Source organism: Arundinibacter roseus, from assembly GCF_004348825.1.
Taxonomy (GTDB): Bacteria; Bacteroidota; Bacteroidia; order Cytophagales; family Spirosomataceae; genus Arundinibacter; species Arundinibacter roseus.
Genome location: NZ_SMJU01000002.1, coordinates 342,132 through 356,033, shown reverse-complemented (window position 1 = coordinate 356,033; position 13,902 = coordinate 342,132). Strand labels below are relative to the sequence as shown.

Annotated in this window: 15 protein-coding genes; 8 read left to right on the top strand and 7 right to left on the bottom strand. The window is 46.5% G+C overall.

The window, feature by feature from the left end:
* Positions 1-24: 24 nt before the first annotated feature.
* The 3 genes from thiE to EZE20_RS04040 are packed head-to-tail and all read left to right on the top strand — an operon-like array spanning position 25 to position 2,149.
* On the top strand, positions 25-651 hold the full coding sequence (gene thiE, locus EZE20_RS04050) for a thiamine phosphate synthase (RefSeq protein ID WP_132114748.1): 627 nt from the start codon (positions 25-27) through the stop codon (positions 649-651).
* Positions 648-1,478 (top strand): bifunctional hydroxymethylpyrimidine kinase/phosphomethylpyrimidine kinase, encoded by an 831-nt coding sequence (gene thiD, locus EZE20_RS04045; protein WP_132114746.1) that lies wholly within the window; start codon positions 648-650, stop codon positions 1,476-1,478. The genes thiE and thiD overlap by 4 nt, the downstream gene beginning before the upstream one ends.
* Positions 1,479-1,495: 17 nt before the next feature.
* Positions 1,496-2,149 (top strand): TenA family protein, encoded by a 654-nt coding sequence (locus EZE20_RS04040; protein ID WP_132114744.1) that lies wholly within the window; start codon positions 1,496-1,498, stop codon positions 2,147-2,149.
* Positions 2,150-2,221: 72 nt separating this feature from the next.
* Here EZE20_RS04040 and EZE20_RS04035 read toward each other — a convergent pair whose 3' ends face one another.
* Positions 2,222-3,208: a phosphotransferase gene (locus tag EZE20_RS04035; protein ID WP_132114742.1), complete on the bottom strand. Its 987-nt coding sequence runs from the start codon at positions 3,206-3,208 to the stop codon at positions 2,222-2,224.
* A 112-nt stretch (positions 3,209-3,320) separates the two neighbouring features.
* Complete coding sequence (locus EZE20_RS04030) at positions 3,321-3,845, bottom strand: DUF421 domain-containing protein (RefSeq protein WP_132114740.1); 525 nt, start codon at positions 3,843-3,845, stop codon at positions 3,321-3,323.
* Between the two features lie 274 nt (positions 3,846-4,119).
* Here EZE20_RS04030 and EZE20_RS04025 point away from each other — a divergent pair, with 274 nt between their 5' ends.
* The gene (locus EZE20_RS04025; RefSeq protein WP_132114738.1) at positions 4,120-5,118 is read left to right on the top strand and encodes a c-type cytochrome; all 999 of its coding nucleotides are present in this window, start codon (positions 4,120-4,122) and stop codon (positions 5,116-5,118) included.
* Positions 5,119-5,128: 10 nt separating this feature from the next.
* Here EZE20_RS04025 and EZE20_RS04020 read toward each other — a convergent pair whose 3' ends face one another.
* The 3 genes from EZE20_RS04020 to EZE20_RS04010 form a co-directional block, all read right to left on the bottom strand.
* Positions 5,129-5,515, bottom strand: coding sequence for a DUF2306 domain-containing protein (locus EZE20_RS04020; protein ID WP_132114736.1), 387 nt, complete (start codon positions 5,513-5,515; stop codon positions 5,129-5,131).
* 221 nt (positions 5,516-5,736) lie between these two features.
* Positions 5,737-6,768: an LA_2272 family surface repeat-containing protein gene (locus EZE20_RS04015; protein ID WP_132114734.1), complete on the bottom strand. Its 1,032-nt coding sequence runs from the start codon at positions 6,766-6,768 to the stop codon at positions 5,737-5,739.
* A gap of 107 nt (positions 6,769-6,875) precedes the next feature.
* Complete coding sequence (locus EZE20_RS04010; RefSeq protein WP_132114732.1) at positions 6,876-8,204, bottom strand: GntP family permease; 1,329 nt, start codon at positions 8,202-8,204, stop codon at positions 6,876-6,878.
* A gap of 166 nt (positions 8,205-8,370) precedes the next feature.
* On the opposite strand from EZE20_RS04010, the gene EZE20_RS04005 reads away from it, so the two are divergent.
* The 3 genes from EZE20_RS04005 to EZE20_RS03995 are packed head-to-tail and all read left to right on the top strand — an operon-like array spanning position 8,371 to position 12,013.
* Complete coding sequence (locus tag EZE20_RS04005; RefSeq protein ID WP_132114730.1) at positions 8,371-10,776, top strand: TonB-dependent receptor; 2,406 nt, start codon at positions 8,371-8,373, stop codon at positions 10,774-10,776.
* A 7-nt stretch (positions 10,777-10,783) separates the two neighbouring features.
* Positions 10,784-11,782 (top strand): DUF4249 domain-containing protein, encoded by a 999-nt coding sequence (locus tag EZE20_RS04000; RefSeq protein WP_132114728.1) that lies wholly within the window; start codon positions 10,784-10,786, stop codon positions 11,780-11,782.
* A gap of 51 nt (positions 11,783-11,833) precedes the next feature.
* Complete coding sequence (locus EZE20_RS03995; protein WP_132114726.1) at positions 11,834-12,013, top strand: hypothetical protein; 180 nt, start codon at positions 11,834-11,836, stop codon at positions 12,011-12,013.
* A gap of 80 nt (positions 12,014-12,093) precedes the next feature.
* Here EZE20_RS03995 and EZE20_RS03990 read toward each other — a convergent pair whose 3' ends face one another.
* Entirely contained in the window at positions 12,094-12,654 is a 561-nt protein-coding gene (locus EZE20_RS03990; protein WP_132114724.1) for a DUF4142 domain-containing protein, read from the bottom strand.
* Positions 12,655-12,917: 263 nt separating this feature from the next.
* On the opposite strand from EZE20_RS03990, the gene ppgK reads away from it, so the two are divergent.
* On the top strand, positions 12,918-13,670 hold the full coding sequence (gene ppgK, locus EZE20_RS03985) for a polyphosphate--glucose phosphotransferase (protein ID WP_132114722.1): 753 nt from the start codon (positions 12,918-12,920) through the stop codon (positions 13,668-13,670).
* 5 nt (positions 13,671-13,675) lie between these two features.
* On the opposite strand, the gene EZE20_RS03980 is transcribed toward ppgK, so the two are convergent.
* On the bottom strand, positions 13,676-13,834 hold the full coding sequence (locus EZE20_RS03980; protein ID WP_132114720.1) for a zinc ribbon domain-containing protein: 159 nt from the start codon (positions 13,832-13,834) through the stop codon (positions 13,676-13,678).
* Between the last annotated feature and the right edge of the window lie 68 nt (positions 13,835-13,902).

The window sequence follows — 13,902 nt, the reverse complement described above, 5'->3', positions numbered from 1 at the left end:
AATTTCACAAAAACCAAAATTCGCATGAAACTATATCTGGTTACGGATGAAAAAGCCTGTTTGGGGCGGGATTTGTTTTGGGTGGTTGAAGAAGCCGTTTTGGGTGGAGTTACACTCGTGCAGCTGCGGGAGAAAAATCTCGGAACGCAGCAATTTATCGAAAAAGCCATTCGGTTGAAAGCCCTGCTTGAACCCTACAAAGTCCCACTCATCATCAACGACCGCGTGGACGTGGCACTCGCAGCACAGGCCGATGGCGTGCATGTAGGGCAACAGGATTTACCCTATACGGAAGTAAAAAAAATGTTGCCCGAACACTACATGCTTGGTCTTTCGGTCGAAACCAAAAAAGACGTACAAGAAGCCGAAGCCTGGGAGTTGAGCTACCTGGCGGTAAGTCCGTTGTTCAACACTCCGTCCAAAACCGACACCGCGCCCGCCTGGGGCATGGAGGGCTTGCGGTGGGTACGTGCAAACAGCCGTCATCCGTTGGTCGGCATCGGCGGGCTCAACGCCGTCAAGGCCGCAGAGGCCGTGTCGCAGGGGGCCGATGGAATCGCCGTTATTTCCGCAATTTGCAGCGCAGAATCCCCGCGCCGGGCCGCGCAGATTCTTCTCAAAAGTATCACCAATGCAGCACTTAATCCATGAAAAGATACCCAATTGTCCTTACAATTGCCGGCTCCGACAGCGGCGGCGGTGCTGGTATTCAGGCTGATCTCAAAACGATTGCGGCTTTGGGCGCTTTTGGAACGTCGGCTCTGACGGCTCTAACGGCCCAAAATACACAGGGCGTACAGGCGATTCATCCCGTACCACCCGACTTTTTGCGGCAGCAACTGGAAGCTGTTTTTGAGGATTTTACCATAGATTCTGTAAAAATCGGAATGATTAATACCCGGGAAGTTGCGACGGTTATTGGGCAAACCCTGGATCAGTATTCGCCTCGTCACGTGGTTTTTGATCCGGTGATGGTAGCTACAAGTGGGGCAAAACTTATTCAAAATGAAACAATTGCAATTCTACGGAAAGAACTTTTCTCCAAACTTACCGTGTTGACACCAAATCTTGATGAAGCGCAGTTGTTGGTTCGGCAATCGCTTGGGTCGGTTTCAGAAATGCAGCAGGCCGCTGAAGAACTCGTGGCGCAGGGCTGCGCGGCGGTTTTGCTAAAAGGCGGACATTTGCCGGGTCGGGAGGTGTACGATATTCTGGCGCAAAGCGGAAAACCCACCCATATTTTTCAATCTGAATTTATTCCCAGTAAAAATCTGCACGGCACAGGCTGCACGTTATCGTCGGCGATTGCTACGTTTCTGGCGTTGGGTTTGTCGCTGTTTGATGCCGTCGACGAAGCGCGTAACTACGTAGCAGGGGCCATTTTGGCAGGAAAAGACGTGCAAACCGGAGGCGGTCATGGTCCGCTCAATCATTCGTTTGCACCAAGGGAAATGCAATACAAAGAGAGTAGTATGTAATAAATTTATTAAAAAAAATGTCTCTATTTACCGATCTACTGTGGCAAGAAAACCTGTCGATCTACCATAAAATCGAGAATCATCCTTTCAATCAGGAACTCAAAAAAGGTACGCTTCCCGCAGAAAAATTCAGTTTTTATATTTATCAGGATTCTCTGTATCTCGTAGAATTTGCACGAGCGCTTGCCGTTGCCGCAACACGGGCCGCGCAAGCTGATCAAATGCTGCAACTCCTTGATTTTTCGCGAAATGCCCTGCTTGTGGAGCGTGTTTTGCACGAAGGCTTTTTGCAAAAAATGCCTCAACCTGTTGTCCGGGAGATGGCACCTGCCTGCTTTGCGTATACGCACTATTTACGCTCAGTTTGTGCGCATGAACCGTTTGAAGTGGCCGTAGCGGCATTGTTGCCCTGTTTTTGGATTTACAAAAAAAATGGGGATGCGATTTTTTCCGGGCAAACTATTCCCAATTCTTATCAGCAATGGATTGATACCTATGCCGGTGAAGAATTTGCCGAAGCGGTTCAAAAAGCAATGGACCTATGCAATCAGGTAGCGGCGCAGGCGAGTGAAAGCATGCAGCAGCGCATGAAAGTAGCATACCGGACCTCCGCGCGTATGGAATTTCTATTTTGGGAAAGTGCGTATCAGCTGGAAAATTGGAAAATCTAGAACATTCAGGTTGGCAAGAAATCATACAATAGAATCAAAAAGAATCGGTTATACTTTTTTCTGCTAAATGATTTACTCTTCTATCCCATGGAAAGACAGCCAATCTTTACACATACCAATGAACCGAATCAGGTAGTTTTCCGACAGGAAAACATTGGACCAATTGTCAAACCGTTGTGACTGAACACCCAAATAAAAAATCCAAAGCGCTCGCCCTGCCTCCGGCAAAAGTTCCAGTTCTTGGGCACTGATTGGTAAAATTGCTGTATAGCCTGAAAGAAAGGCTTTACGCCTTTTTTGATAAAGTTCTTTGTTGGGTTCAATATGGTATAACTGCATGATGAAGTAGGCTACATCAAAAAGCAAATAACCATTTCCACAAAAATCAAAGTCAAAAATCGTGTGGGTTTCTTCATTCAGAATATGCATGTTGTCGTACCACATATCCAAATGTACCGCACCATGCCGCAATGACAAACGTGAAGCGGTTGCAAACAACTCTTCTACGGATTGTTCTGATTTTTTAATCCATTGCATTTCAGCTAATTCCGGACTGAAAAAGCGGGTAGCAAACTGATACGGTTGTCGAATGAGCGTTTCGGAGGTATACGTAATACGCTGTAACTCCATAGTACCCATTACTTCATGAAATTTCCCGAGTGTTACCCCCAAAGAACGACAGGTTTCCAACGAAAAATAGCGCTCTTTTTTACCAGGAGCAAAACTAAAAAGCACTCCAAAGCGGGCTCCTTCCGGAGCCGATAGTTCCTGAATAAACTGATGATTGGAGTCCGGAATTGGAAAAGACACGGATAATCCCCTGTTTTTCAAGACATTTAGCAGCCGTATTTCTTCCGAAACTTCTTCCCGGCTGCGCCAGTTAAAACTATATACCCGAAAAATATATTTCTTATCCTGATCCGTAATCAGGTAGGAATGATTAATGCCTGTACGCACAATTTGACAGGTAGTTTCTGAACCTAGGTTGTAGTGTTCTGCCACAAAGCGCCCGAGGTGCAACGATGAGAGAGTGGAATCTGTAACCGGGAAAGGGATCATTCGTCGCTATATTGAGAGAAATAGGCGTAAATATAGTGTAAAACTTATGACTCAGAGATTTGAATAAATCGGATTTGGAAACAAAAGTGCTCGGTAATTTGTGAGTTCCGTCTTAACCCGGATAATTTTTCACATTTTTCATTGCATCCGAATTCGGTGTTTCATTAGCCGCAATAACCGTAAGCGTTCCGGTAGTTTCCAGAACAACGGCATGAATATCAGCCGTAGATGTAATTCCTTTTTGGCGGGCTGCTACATAGACTTCTTCTTCTGTAATCCGCTCTTTTTTCAATGCTCCCGGCAAAAACTCTCCCCGGTAAAGCAAAAGTGACGGCTGACTCGTGACCAATTTCTTGATTTTATTTTCTCTAACCGATAGCCAGGTTAACGCATATTGTAAGTATATGAGCAGGAAAAACGCCAATGCACCATCAATCAGCGCCACATTTTTATTTAAAGCCACCGTAGCCAACGACGAACCCAGGGCAATTGTGACGATAAAATCAAATGCATTCATTTTTGATAGTGTTCGTTTCCCCGAGGAGCGTAACATAAAAATTAGTACTACATAAGCCAAAATAGTGATGATAAACGTCCGAAACAGGCTTTCCCAGGTATCAAAAAATATCTTTTCCATGAATTTTTTAAAATTATAAAGGAACAAAATGTGAAATGCGACTACTTCTGTGGTATTACTATACGCCTGTATCGCAACTTTTCTTGAAAATATACCTCAGCACAAAACGCCTGAAACATTGAATTTTTTCTAAAACAGAAAACTTTTGGCACATTTTCCTTTTGATAAAAAAATCATTCTTAACTATAAATAAATGAGCCAATTGAAGAAAAAATTCAGGATAAATTTTTTCTTTTACATGATTTATTTGGTTACAACAATTCAAAAAAACGGTATGAAAAAAGCTTTAAAATTGATCGGTTGGGTCCTTGGACTGGTGGTTTTAGTAGTAGTGGCCGGCATGACCTATGTCAAATTTGCGCTACCGAATGTAGGTCAAGCGCCGGAGTTAAAAGTGGAATCAACGCCTGCGCGCATTGAGCGGGGTGCTTATTTGGCCAATCATGTAGTAGTTTGTATGGACTGCCACAGCACGCGCAATTACGAACTTTTTTCGGCTCCACTCGTAGCCGGTACCTTGGGTAAAGGGGGCGAGGTATTTGATCAGCGGGCGGGTTTTCCTGGAACTTTTACATCAAAAAACATAACCCCTTTTGGCATTGGCTCCTGGACCGACGGCGAAATTTACCGGGCGATTACCACCGGAGTCAGCCGTGATGGGCATGCGTTTTTCCCCGTAATGCCCTACCCTTATTACGGACAAATGAATGATGAAGATGTAAAAAGTATCATTGCGTACCTCCGTACGCTGCCTGCAATTGAAAATAAACCGGCTGATTCTCAGGCAGACTTCCCTTTTAATTTTATAATAAATACTATTCCCAAAGCAGCAAACCCACTGCCAATGCCAGCCGCAACGGATGAAGTCGGAAGAGGGAAATATCTGATTACGATTGCCGGTTGCGTGGAGTGCCACACGCCATTTGAAAATGGACAGCTGATTCTGGATAAAATGTACGCCGGTGGGCGAAATTTTGAATTGCCGACAGGTACCGTTTACAGTCCCAACCTGACACCGGATTCGGAAACTGGCCTGGGTCGAATGACCAAAGAAGCTTTCATTGCGCGGTTCAAGGCTTATGCCGACAGTAGCTATCAGCCCCAGAAAATTGGGCCGGGAGAGTTTCAAACCATCATGCCGTGGATGATGTATGCCGGAATGAAGGAAGAAGATTTGGGTGCAATTTACACCTTTCTGAAAACGCTTGAACCTGTAAAAAATTTAATTCCAGAAAGGTTCGTACCAGTTGGCACTTCGGTGGCATTGCGCTAAACAATCTGATTTATCCAAAAAACACGGTATGCATAAAGCGGCCCGGAAAGAAGGTAAAACCGCCTGCAATAAGCAATGCGCCAACATATAGCAAAATCATTTTGCGTTTGTGCAGTTTTACATTTCCTTTTTTCAAAGCCCAATAGGCCGTCGGAACGGAATAGAGCGTCAGGAAACTAAATAGATGTAGATATCCGAAATGTCCAAAAAACAAGGGCCCAACTTTGGCCGGCATGAATAGGGTACTCAGGGCTGTAATTACCATGAGAATCATGTAAATCCGGCCAAGGAATTTGTGGAGATTGGTTCCTTTGCGCATAAAAATCAGGGCCGTTCCGAGAAAGAAACAGGGAACGACGGTCAGGAGGTGAAAGTACATCAATTGAGAATAAGTCATGGCCAAAGCGGTTTGTGTGAGCAGGTGTTTTACGTTGATTCAAAACTACCTGCACGAACGCTTACATGCTTTGCATTTCCGACGAAATGAAGATTTTGTGTACTCAAATTGCCAAAATACCAGATCAATTGTTTTTGAAAATTTCAAAGTGAAAAAGCAGTCAGCCCGTTGATGTGGGCTGACTGCTTTTCTTTACGAAAATTATACATCATCATTTCCGATCAAAACTGAATCCCGACGTTCAGGCCAGGCCACATCATGAGTCGGGTGCGGTTATTGAAGACTTTGTTGTACACGTGCCAGTCGACCCATTCTGCACCAACACTGCCATCGGCGGTGCGTAGCTGCGATACCTGTACGTTAAACGTAGGCGTCACGGTCAGGGCCAGACGATTGCGAAGTGGGAAGATAAAACTCGCCCGCAGCTGATTCAGTTGGTTCAGGTCCTGCCAGGAAGCTTTGCGCTCGTTGATGTGGTAGGAAATTCCTTCCAGGCTCAGTTGGTTCTTTTTACCCAAAGGCCTATTGGTACCAAACCCAAGTCCATAGCCCCAACGGGCGGTTTTGCTATCGGGCCAGGTAGCGCCAGCTGTAAAAATGGTATAAAAAGAACGATTGCCGCCCATCTTGAATCCGGCATTGGCATACAGCACATCACTCGCCCAGAATTCTACGCGGCGGTAGCCATTTTTGGCGTAGTTAATCAGGCCAATCTGAACGCCGTCTACCTCTTCGGCCAGGTTAATCAGGCCAATCTGCGCCCCTTTTACCCGGCCTGCGGCTACGTTTAGGATACCGGATACCTGCGCACCTTCTACCCCAATGGCAAGGTTGGCAATACCTGCAAACTGTCCGCCATCTACCTCTTTTCCTGAAATATTGGCAATCCCGCCAAACTGTGCGCCGTGCACGTTTTTGGCAACCAGGTTGGCAATGCCCGCAAACTGCGCACCACGAACCTGACCGCCTACGGCATTAAAAATACCGGCAAACTGCCCGCCCTTTACATTGTGGGTTTCGATGGCAAAAATGCCGCTGAATTCTACGCCGTCCAGCCCCTTCGCTACGCCCCCCAACATATTGACTGACAAGCCATTCACATAGCGTACAGCATCTAGTCCATTGGTGCCGATGGGTGTTAAAAATGTAAATTGAACGGGGCGAAATTCGTCTGTCGTTTCGTCGGCCTGCGCATGCAGCAAAAGCGGTAAAACCAGCAATAGGGCAACTAGTACATGAGTAATTTTTTTCATGGCTAAAATGAATTTTTGAAATAGTTAGTCTTGTACGAAGACATTTCAAAAATCATTTCCCCTCAGCATTGCTGGTTTTTTTATTAATAGAAATTGAATTATTTCGGTTAAATCAATTGTGTCAATACGTAAATAATCATAATGGCAGAAGTGGCCAACACGAGCGTACCCAAGCTATGGGTTTGGTTTCCCTGCTTGATATTCATACCCGAAAGCTGCGTCATGGCCCAAAAGAAACTATCGTTGGCATGCGAAATGGCAATGGCTCCGGCTCCGATGGAAAGCACCGTAAACACCCGCATCATTTCGCTATCCAAACCCAGCGTTGCCAGGAGCGGAGCTACGATGGATGCCGTGGTAATGAGTGCAACCGTAGATGATCCCTGAGCGGTTTTGAGCGCCAACGCCATCAAAAAAGGAAGAAAAATACCCCAGGAAGCCGCGCTTAAATTGCTGCTTACCAGGTCAGCAATGCCTGAATTTTGAAGCATTTTTCCAAAAACTCCCCCGGCGCCCGTAATCAGAATGACCGGCGCGGCGATAAGCAGCGACTCGCCGATCCAACCGGAGGAAGAAAGCAGTTTTGCATCAAATTTTTCAGGAAGCATAAAGGACAAAAAAGCTCCAATTAAAAGGGCGATTACGGGACTACCCACAAACAACAGCGTGGTTGTGAAGGAATTGTCGCCAAAAGGTTGCGTCGGATACTTGGCTATCGACGCCAGTACGATCAACAACAGAGGAATAATAATGGGCATGAATGACTTACCAAGGCCAGGTTTTTTCCCAATAATCGCCTCACTTTTTACTTCTGCAAACTGGGGAACCAGGTGAATGTGTCGAGTAAAACGTTGAATAAAAAAGTAGCATGGGACCAGGGCCAACGCACTCACGATGATGCCCCAAAGTATTACCATGCCGAGGTCAGCCTCCAAAATTCCGGTAGCGGCGATGGGCCCCGGTGTGGGCGGCACCAACGAATGACTCGCCGAAATCCCGAGCGTAAGCGCCACGGTGGTGGTTGCATAGGGCAGTTTTCCTTTGAAAGACAGCGATTTATTGATCGGGTTCATCATGATAAATGCGCTGTCGCCAAAAACCGGAATGGATAGAATGTATCCGGTAATCATCATGGCCAACATCACCGATTTTTCGCCAATTGCGGCCAGGATCCGCTGGGCGATGACAAAGGCGCCGCCGGTTTTTTCCAGAAAAGTACCAATCATTACCCCCAGCAAAATCAACAGCCCAATGCTTCCCAACACGCCTCCAAAGCCTTCGGTGATAGATTTCAGGATGAGGTCGCCCGGCATTCCGGCCAACAGACCGTAAATAATGGCGCCCACAAAAAGCGCGAGAAACGGGTGAATGTCGAATTTAATGATGGCAAGGATAATCAGCGCAAGAGAAATCAGGATGACCAAAAGGGTAAACATAGCGGATTAGGAATAAAAAGGCCCAAAATAGTACAAATAAGACACCGTGGCACTGCTTTTACTTAGGCAGAAAGGGCAGGTTCCTGAACAATATTATTTTACTGATTGGCAACCAATATTGACTTTTAAGAATCGTTACCTACATATAAAATAATCCTCTATCTGTATGCGCCTATTCTTTACGTGTTTTTTCCTCCTCAGTTCGGGTATTTGTTTTTCTCAAAACCTTCTGACTATCAGCGGTTTTGTGCGCGAATCCGGTAGTCAGGAGCAGCTACCGGGCGTCAATGTCTTCGTGCCCGGTACGGCCTTTGGAACCGTCACCAACACGTATGGTTTTTACTCACTGACACTTCCGGCAGCTGACTCGCTGCGGCTGATTTATTCATTTGTCGGCTACGAAAAAACCGAGCGTCTGTTGAGCCCTTTTTCACAAAACACCACGCTCAACATTTTCCTGGCGAGCGTCAATCAGCTTGACGAAGTGACCGTATCGGCACGGCGGCAGGAAGATTACGTCAGCCGGAGTGCCCAAATGAGTCAGGTAGAAATCCCGATTCAGCAGATCAAAAAAATTCCGGCATTTTTTGGCGAAAAAGATGTCCTGAAAGTGCTGCAACTAATGCCCGGCGTTCAAAAAGGCACCGAAGGCCAAACGGGCCTGTATGTACGCGGCGGCGGGCCGGATCAGAACCTTATTATTCTGGATGATGCCGTGGTTTATAATGCGAGTCATTTGTTTGGTTTTTTCTCCATTTTTAACAGCGACGCCCTCAAAAGTGTCGAGCTTACCAAAGGTGGTTTTCCGGCGCGGTATGGCGGCAGACTTTCGTCGGTTCTGGATATGAACATGAAGGAAGGCAGCAAAGATAAACTCCACGGCGAGGGCGGCATTGGCCTCATTTCCTCCCGCCTGACGCTGGAAGGGCCTTTGACCAAATCAAAAAAAGCATCGTTTTTGGTATCAGGCAGGCGCACGTACATCGATATTCTGGCCGCGCCGCTGATCAAATCGCAGCAGCGCAATGACCCCACGCAGGTCCGGCCCGGCTACTATTTTTATGATTTGAACGCCAAAGTAAACGTAGATTTGGGCGCCAAAGACAAACTCTACCTGAGCGGCTACTTTGGCCGGGATCGGTTCTATGCCAATGAAATCGGACCGGAAATTGACTCACGCAATGGCCTGGATTGGGGAAATGCCACGGCAACACTCCGCTGGAATCACCTGTTTGGGCAAAAACTCTTCGCCAATACCTCGCTTATTGCCAGTAATTTTAATTTTGGAGTAAATAGCTACACCAAAGATATTTATGAAGACGGCAGCTCGGGCGATGAGTTCAGCCTCGACTACACATCTAAAATTCGGGATTTTGGCATCAAAACAGATTTTGATTTTTATCCCAATACCCAACACGCCATCAAATTTGGCGTGCAGGCTACCTTTCATCGGTTTGTTCCTTCGGCGCTTGCCATTCAGGGTTCTTTCTTCGATCAGTCGATTGAGCGATCGGTGCGGCCCGTCAATAGTGTGGAGAGCGGAATTTACGTAGAAGATACCTGGCAGCCTTTCAATGCCCTGAAAATGAACGTTGGTTTTCGGCTAAGTTCGTTTACGACCGAATCCAAAAACTACATCCGGCCCGAGCCACGCTTTTCAGCAGCGCTACGGCTGGCCAAAGACTTTTCGTTTAAAGTCTCCTACGCCCACATGAATCAGTACGTGCACCTGCTGTCGAATACCGGCCTGGGACTGCCAACCGACTTGTGGGTGCCCACCACCGACCGTGTAGCGCCGCAGCAGTCCAAACAAATTGCCGCAGGTTTTGCCAAAGATCTTGAAAATCCGGCACTTACGCTTACGTTGGAAGGCTACTATAAAGACATGAATAATATCTTGAATTATAAAGAAGGCTCTTCTTTCCTGAGTTTGGATGGAGAAAATGCCAACGAACTCAACTGGGAAAACAACGTGACGTCGGGCCGGGGATGGTCGTACGGAACGGAGTTTTTGATTCAGAAAAAATACGGACGGCTGTCGGGCTGGATCGGATATACCCTCTCCTGGACCCAATGGAAATTTCCGGAACTCAACTTTGGACAAACGTTTTTTCCCCGTTACGACCGCCGCCACGACCTTTCGGTAGTAGGTATTTTTGAACTCACTAAACGGATTACGCTTTCGGCTACCTGGGTTTACGGAACGGGCAATGCACTGACTATCCCGCTTTCTACCTACAACGTTTACCGCGACAATGCTACGAGTCCTTATAATCAATTTTTGGATTGGACTGGCCGGGGCGTAAATGAATATGGGGCCAAAAATAGTTTCCGGGCGGAGCCATTTCACCGAATGGATATAGCCGTTCAGTTTCGCAAGAAGCTCAAACATCACGAACGTACCTGGGAATTTGGCGTTTATAATGCCTATAACCGTCGAAATCCATTTTTTTACGACATCGCCTCCGAGCCCGTCACCAACGCCGCCGGCACCACCACGTACCGCAACGTTCTCAAACGCTATTCACTCTTTCCGTTTCTTCCCTCATTCAGCTATAACTTCAAGTTTTAAAATAGATATGACAAGATATTCGCTACTTCTGATGTTGCTCGTGCTGGGAAATATGGCCTGTGACACGCTCGTCAATACAATTCCGGAATCCGAACTTCCCAAAACCACTTCACAGCTAACGCTCTTTTCGTTCATTTCTCCGCAAGACACGCTCATTCGGGTGAAAGTCAGTCAAACCCGGCCCTTGTTTGGGGAGGTACTGACAGGCTCAAATTTGATGATCATAAACGGCGATACGATTTATACCGGCGACGCACTGCCAAAGGCTTCCGTACAGATATCAGATGGAAAAACATCAGCGGCACTAACGTATGTACCTCAGGAAGAACTCTTTGCCATTTCTACCAAACAGTTTCCGATTCTGGCTGGCAAGACCTACACCCTCACCGTTGCCGAAGGTAACCGCCGGGCCGAGGCTTCCTGTACTATTCCTGAAAATGCGGTTACTATTCAAAAATATACCCTGGATACACTCGTGGTTTCTAATTTTGGCCTACGCGACTCAACCCTCTCGCTTAGCTTTACGTGGCAGGATCCCGGCCAGCAAACCAACTATTACCGCGTAAAAGCTTACGAACTTGTCGAATTTTCGATTGTGGGTTTTGATGATAAGAATCAATCCATTACCGAAAGCCGGCAAGTAGGAAAATTCTATTTTTCGTGGACGGGCATCGCCAATCGAACGGTTTTGCAGAGCGACGGGCAACTGGACGGCACGGTATTTTTGTCTCCCCAGGGACGAAAAAAGCTGGAAGTTGCACAAACCTTTGGCTTTCTGAATGGTAGTCCTATCACACCCAAAAAACCTCCGGTGAGTTTTGGCATTTCGCTGCTGCTGCTGAACACGGATGCACCTTACTACCTGTTTCACAAATCGGTTCAGGATGCAAGGCAGGACAATCCCTTTTCTGAACCTTCCCTTGTGTACAGCAACGTTACCAACGGTTTGGGAGTTTTTGCGGGTTTCAACCAAAGTACACTGTGGATTCCCAGCAGGGAAAAATAAACTGGTGTGGTTTTTTCATGAATCAGGTTTTAAACCAATCTGAATAAACGCATGAAAAATTCAATAAAGTATTTCTTTTGGGCGGCCATTTTGTTGGCAGGCTGTCAAAAACAAGACTCCACCCAACTCGTGGAAGACAACGAAACGCCCGTGATGTCGGGCGACCAAACCGAAGGCCGACCCGTGCTGCCGGATACGCTGCAACGGGATTCTTTGCGTAAAAAATTCTAAAAGCAGAAAGCCCAGGCCCCATAGTCGTAGAAAATCTACGCTATTCTGCCTGGGCTTTCCCCACTTCTACTTACCTGATTTTACTTTACGGCATCCTGCAATTGTTCCGCCTGCGTGAGATGGGCTTGCAGAGTTGGTACTTTTCCGGTGGCCCAGGATTTTATATCCGGATCTTTTCCTTCGTTGGCCTGCTCCTGAAACTTGTCTATATCGTCTTTGTGCGCCTTTACAAGCATATCTGCGTAAGCTTTGTCAAAATCGGCTCCGGTTTTGCCTGCCAAATCATCGTACTTACGTTGCTTCTCATCGCTAAGCGTGGTGGGCAAAGTAATGCTTTTTTGCTCCGCAAGTGCTTTTAACTCTTCATTGGCCGTGGTGTGGTCTTTCTCCATCATCTTGCCAAACTCTTTGATTTGTGAAGATGCGCCATTTTTCTGAGCCAATTGTCCCAAACGCACTTCAAACATACCACCGTCGGCTGCTGCAACGGCAAATTCCATATCATCTTCTGTATCAGCGCCGTCATAGATGGCTTCATTTTGTTCTTCTGCCTGATCGGTGCTGCTGTCGTTGGATTGATTGCAAGCGGCCGCAGAAAGCAAAGTGGCCATAAGCAATACATTACACGCAATTTTTTTCATAATCAGTTGATCGTTTAGTTCGAAATAAATATTCGTTTTCAGGATCAGTTAAATTTTTGTGCCAAAACCAAAAGCATGGTTCTTTTACCGATTTCCTATTCCCAATACCGGAAAAATGAATGTTGCGAAGAATAGTAGGAAAATCTAAATATGAACTATTTATGTATATTTGGCCGGACAGCCTTTGGCAGCAGGTTCAAAAACATAGTTAGATTAACCCTCTATTTAAACTTACCAATCACGCAACCCTAACTTTGAAAAACATGGAGATTTTTGGAATTGATATTGGCGGATCGGGCATCAAGGGTGCCCCTGTAAATATTCTAACGGGGCAGCTCACAGCCGATCGGGTGCGGATTCCGACTCCGATGCCTTCCAAACCTACCGATGTGGCGAAGGCTGTGAAAGAACTTTTGGATCATTTCAACTGGAAAGGTCCGGTGGGGTGCGGCTTCCCCACGGTCATTACCAATGGCAAAGCCCGTGGCCACAGCAACATGGACCCCGAGTGGGTCGGGGTTCAAATTGATGATTTATTTCATAAACATACGGGCAACGCCTTCAAAGTCATCAACGACGCTGACGCCGCCGGTTTGGCCGAAATGAGTTTTGGCGCAGGTAAAGACAAAAAAGGGCTGGTTTTTGTGCTTACACTGGGCACGGGGATTGGGTCGGGCGTTTTTCACAATGGCACGCTACTTCCCAACTTTGAGCTTGGCCGGCTGCTCTATACCAATGGAAAACCGATTGAGTATTTTGCCGCGGATTCGGCCCGGATTCGGAAAGAACTCAGCTATAAAAAATGGGGAAAGCGCCTCGATGTTTTTATGCATCACGTGGTCCGTCTTTTCTCTCCTGATTTGATTATTTTGGGCGGAGGAGCAAGCAGCAAATACCACAAATTTGAAGATGTACTGACAATAGAAGTCCCAATCCTGGTTGCAGAAAGCCGCAACAATGCGGGTATTATCGGTGCGGCTATGGCTGGTCAGGAATTGCTGCTTCCAAAATACTGAACGATTTATCGAAACAGCATAAAATAAAGAAAGAGCGCAGCGAGCAATATGGCTGTCCACTGCAACCATTTACTTTGTACCGGAAACTCGTACTGACAAATCGGACAGGTTTTGCTGGCGGCGTCAATGTTCATGGCGCAGGAAGGACATTCCTTTTTTTTCATTGGTTTTTATGTTTTAATGGCTGCAAAATACCAAAAACTTTACACATATTTTAAAGGCGTTCGGCGCC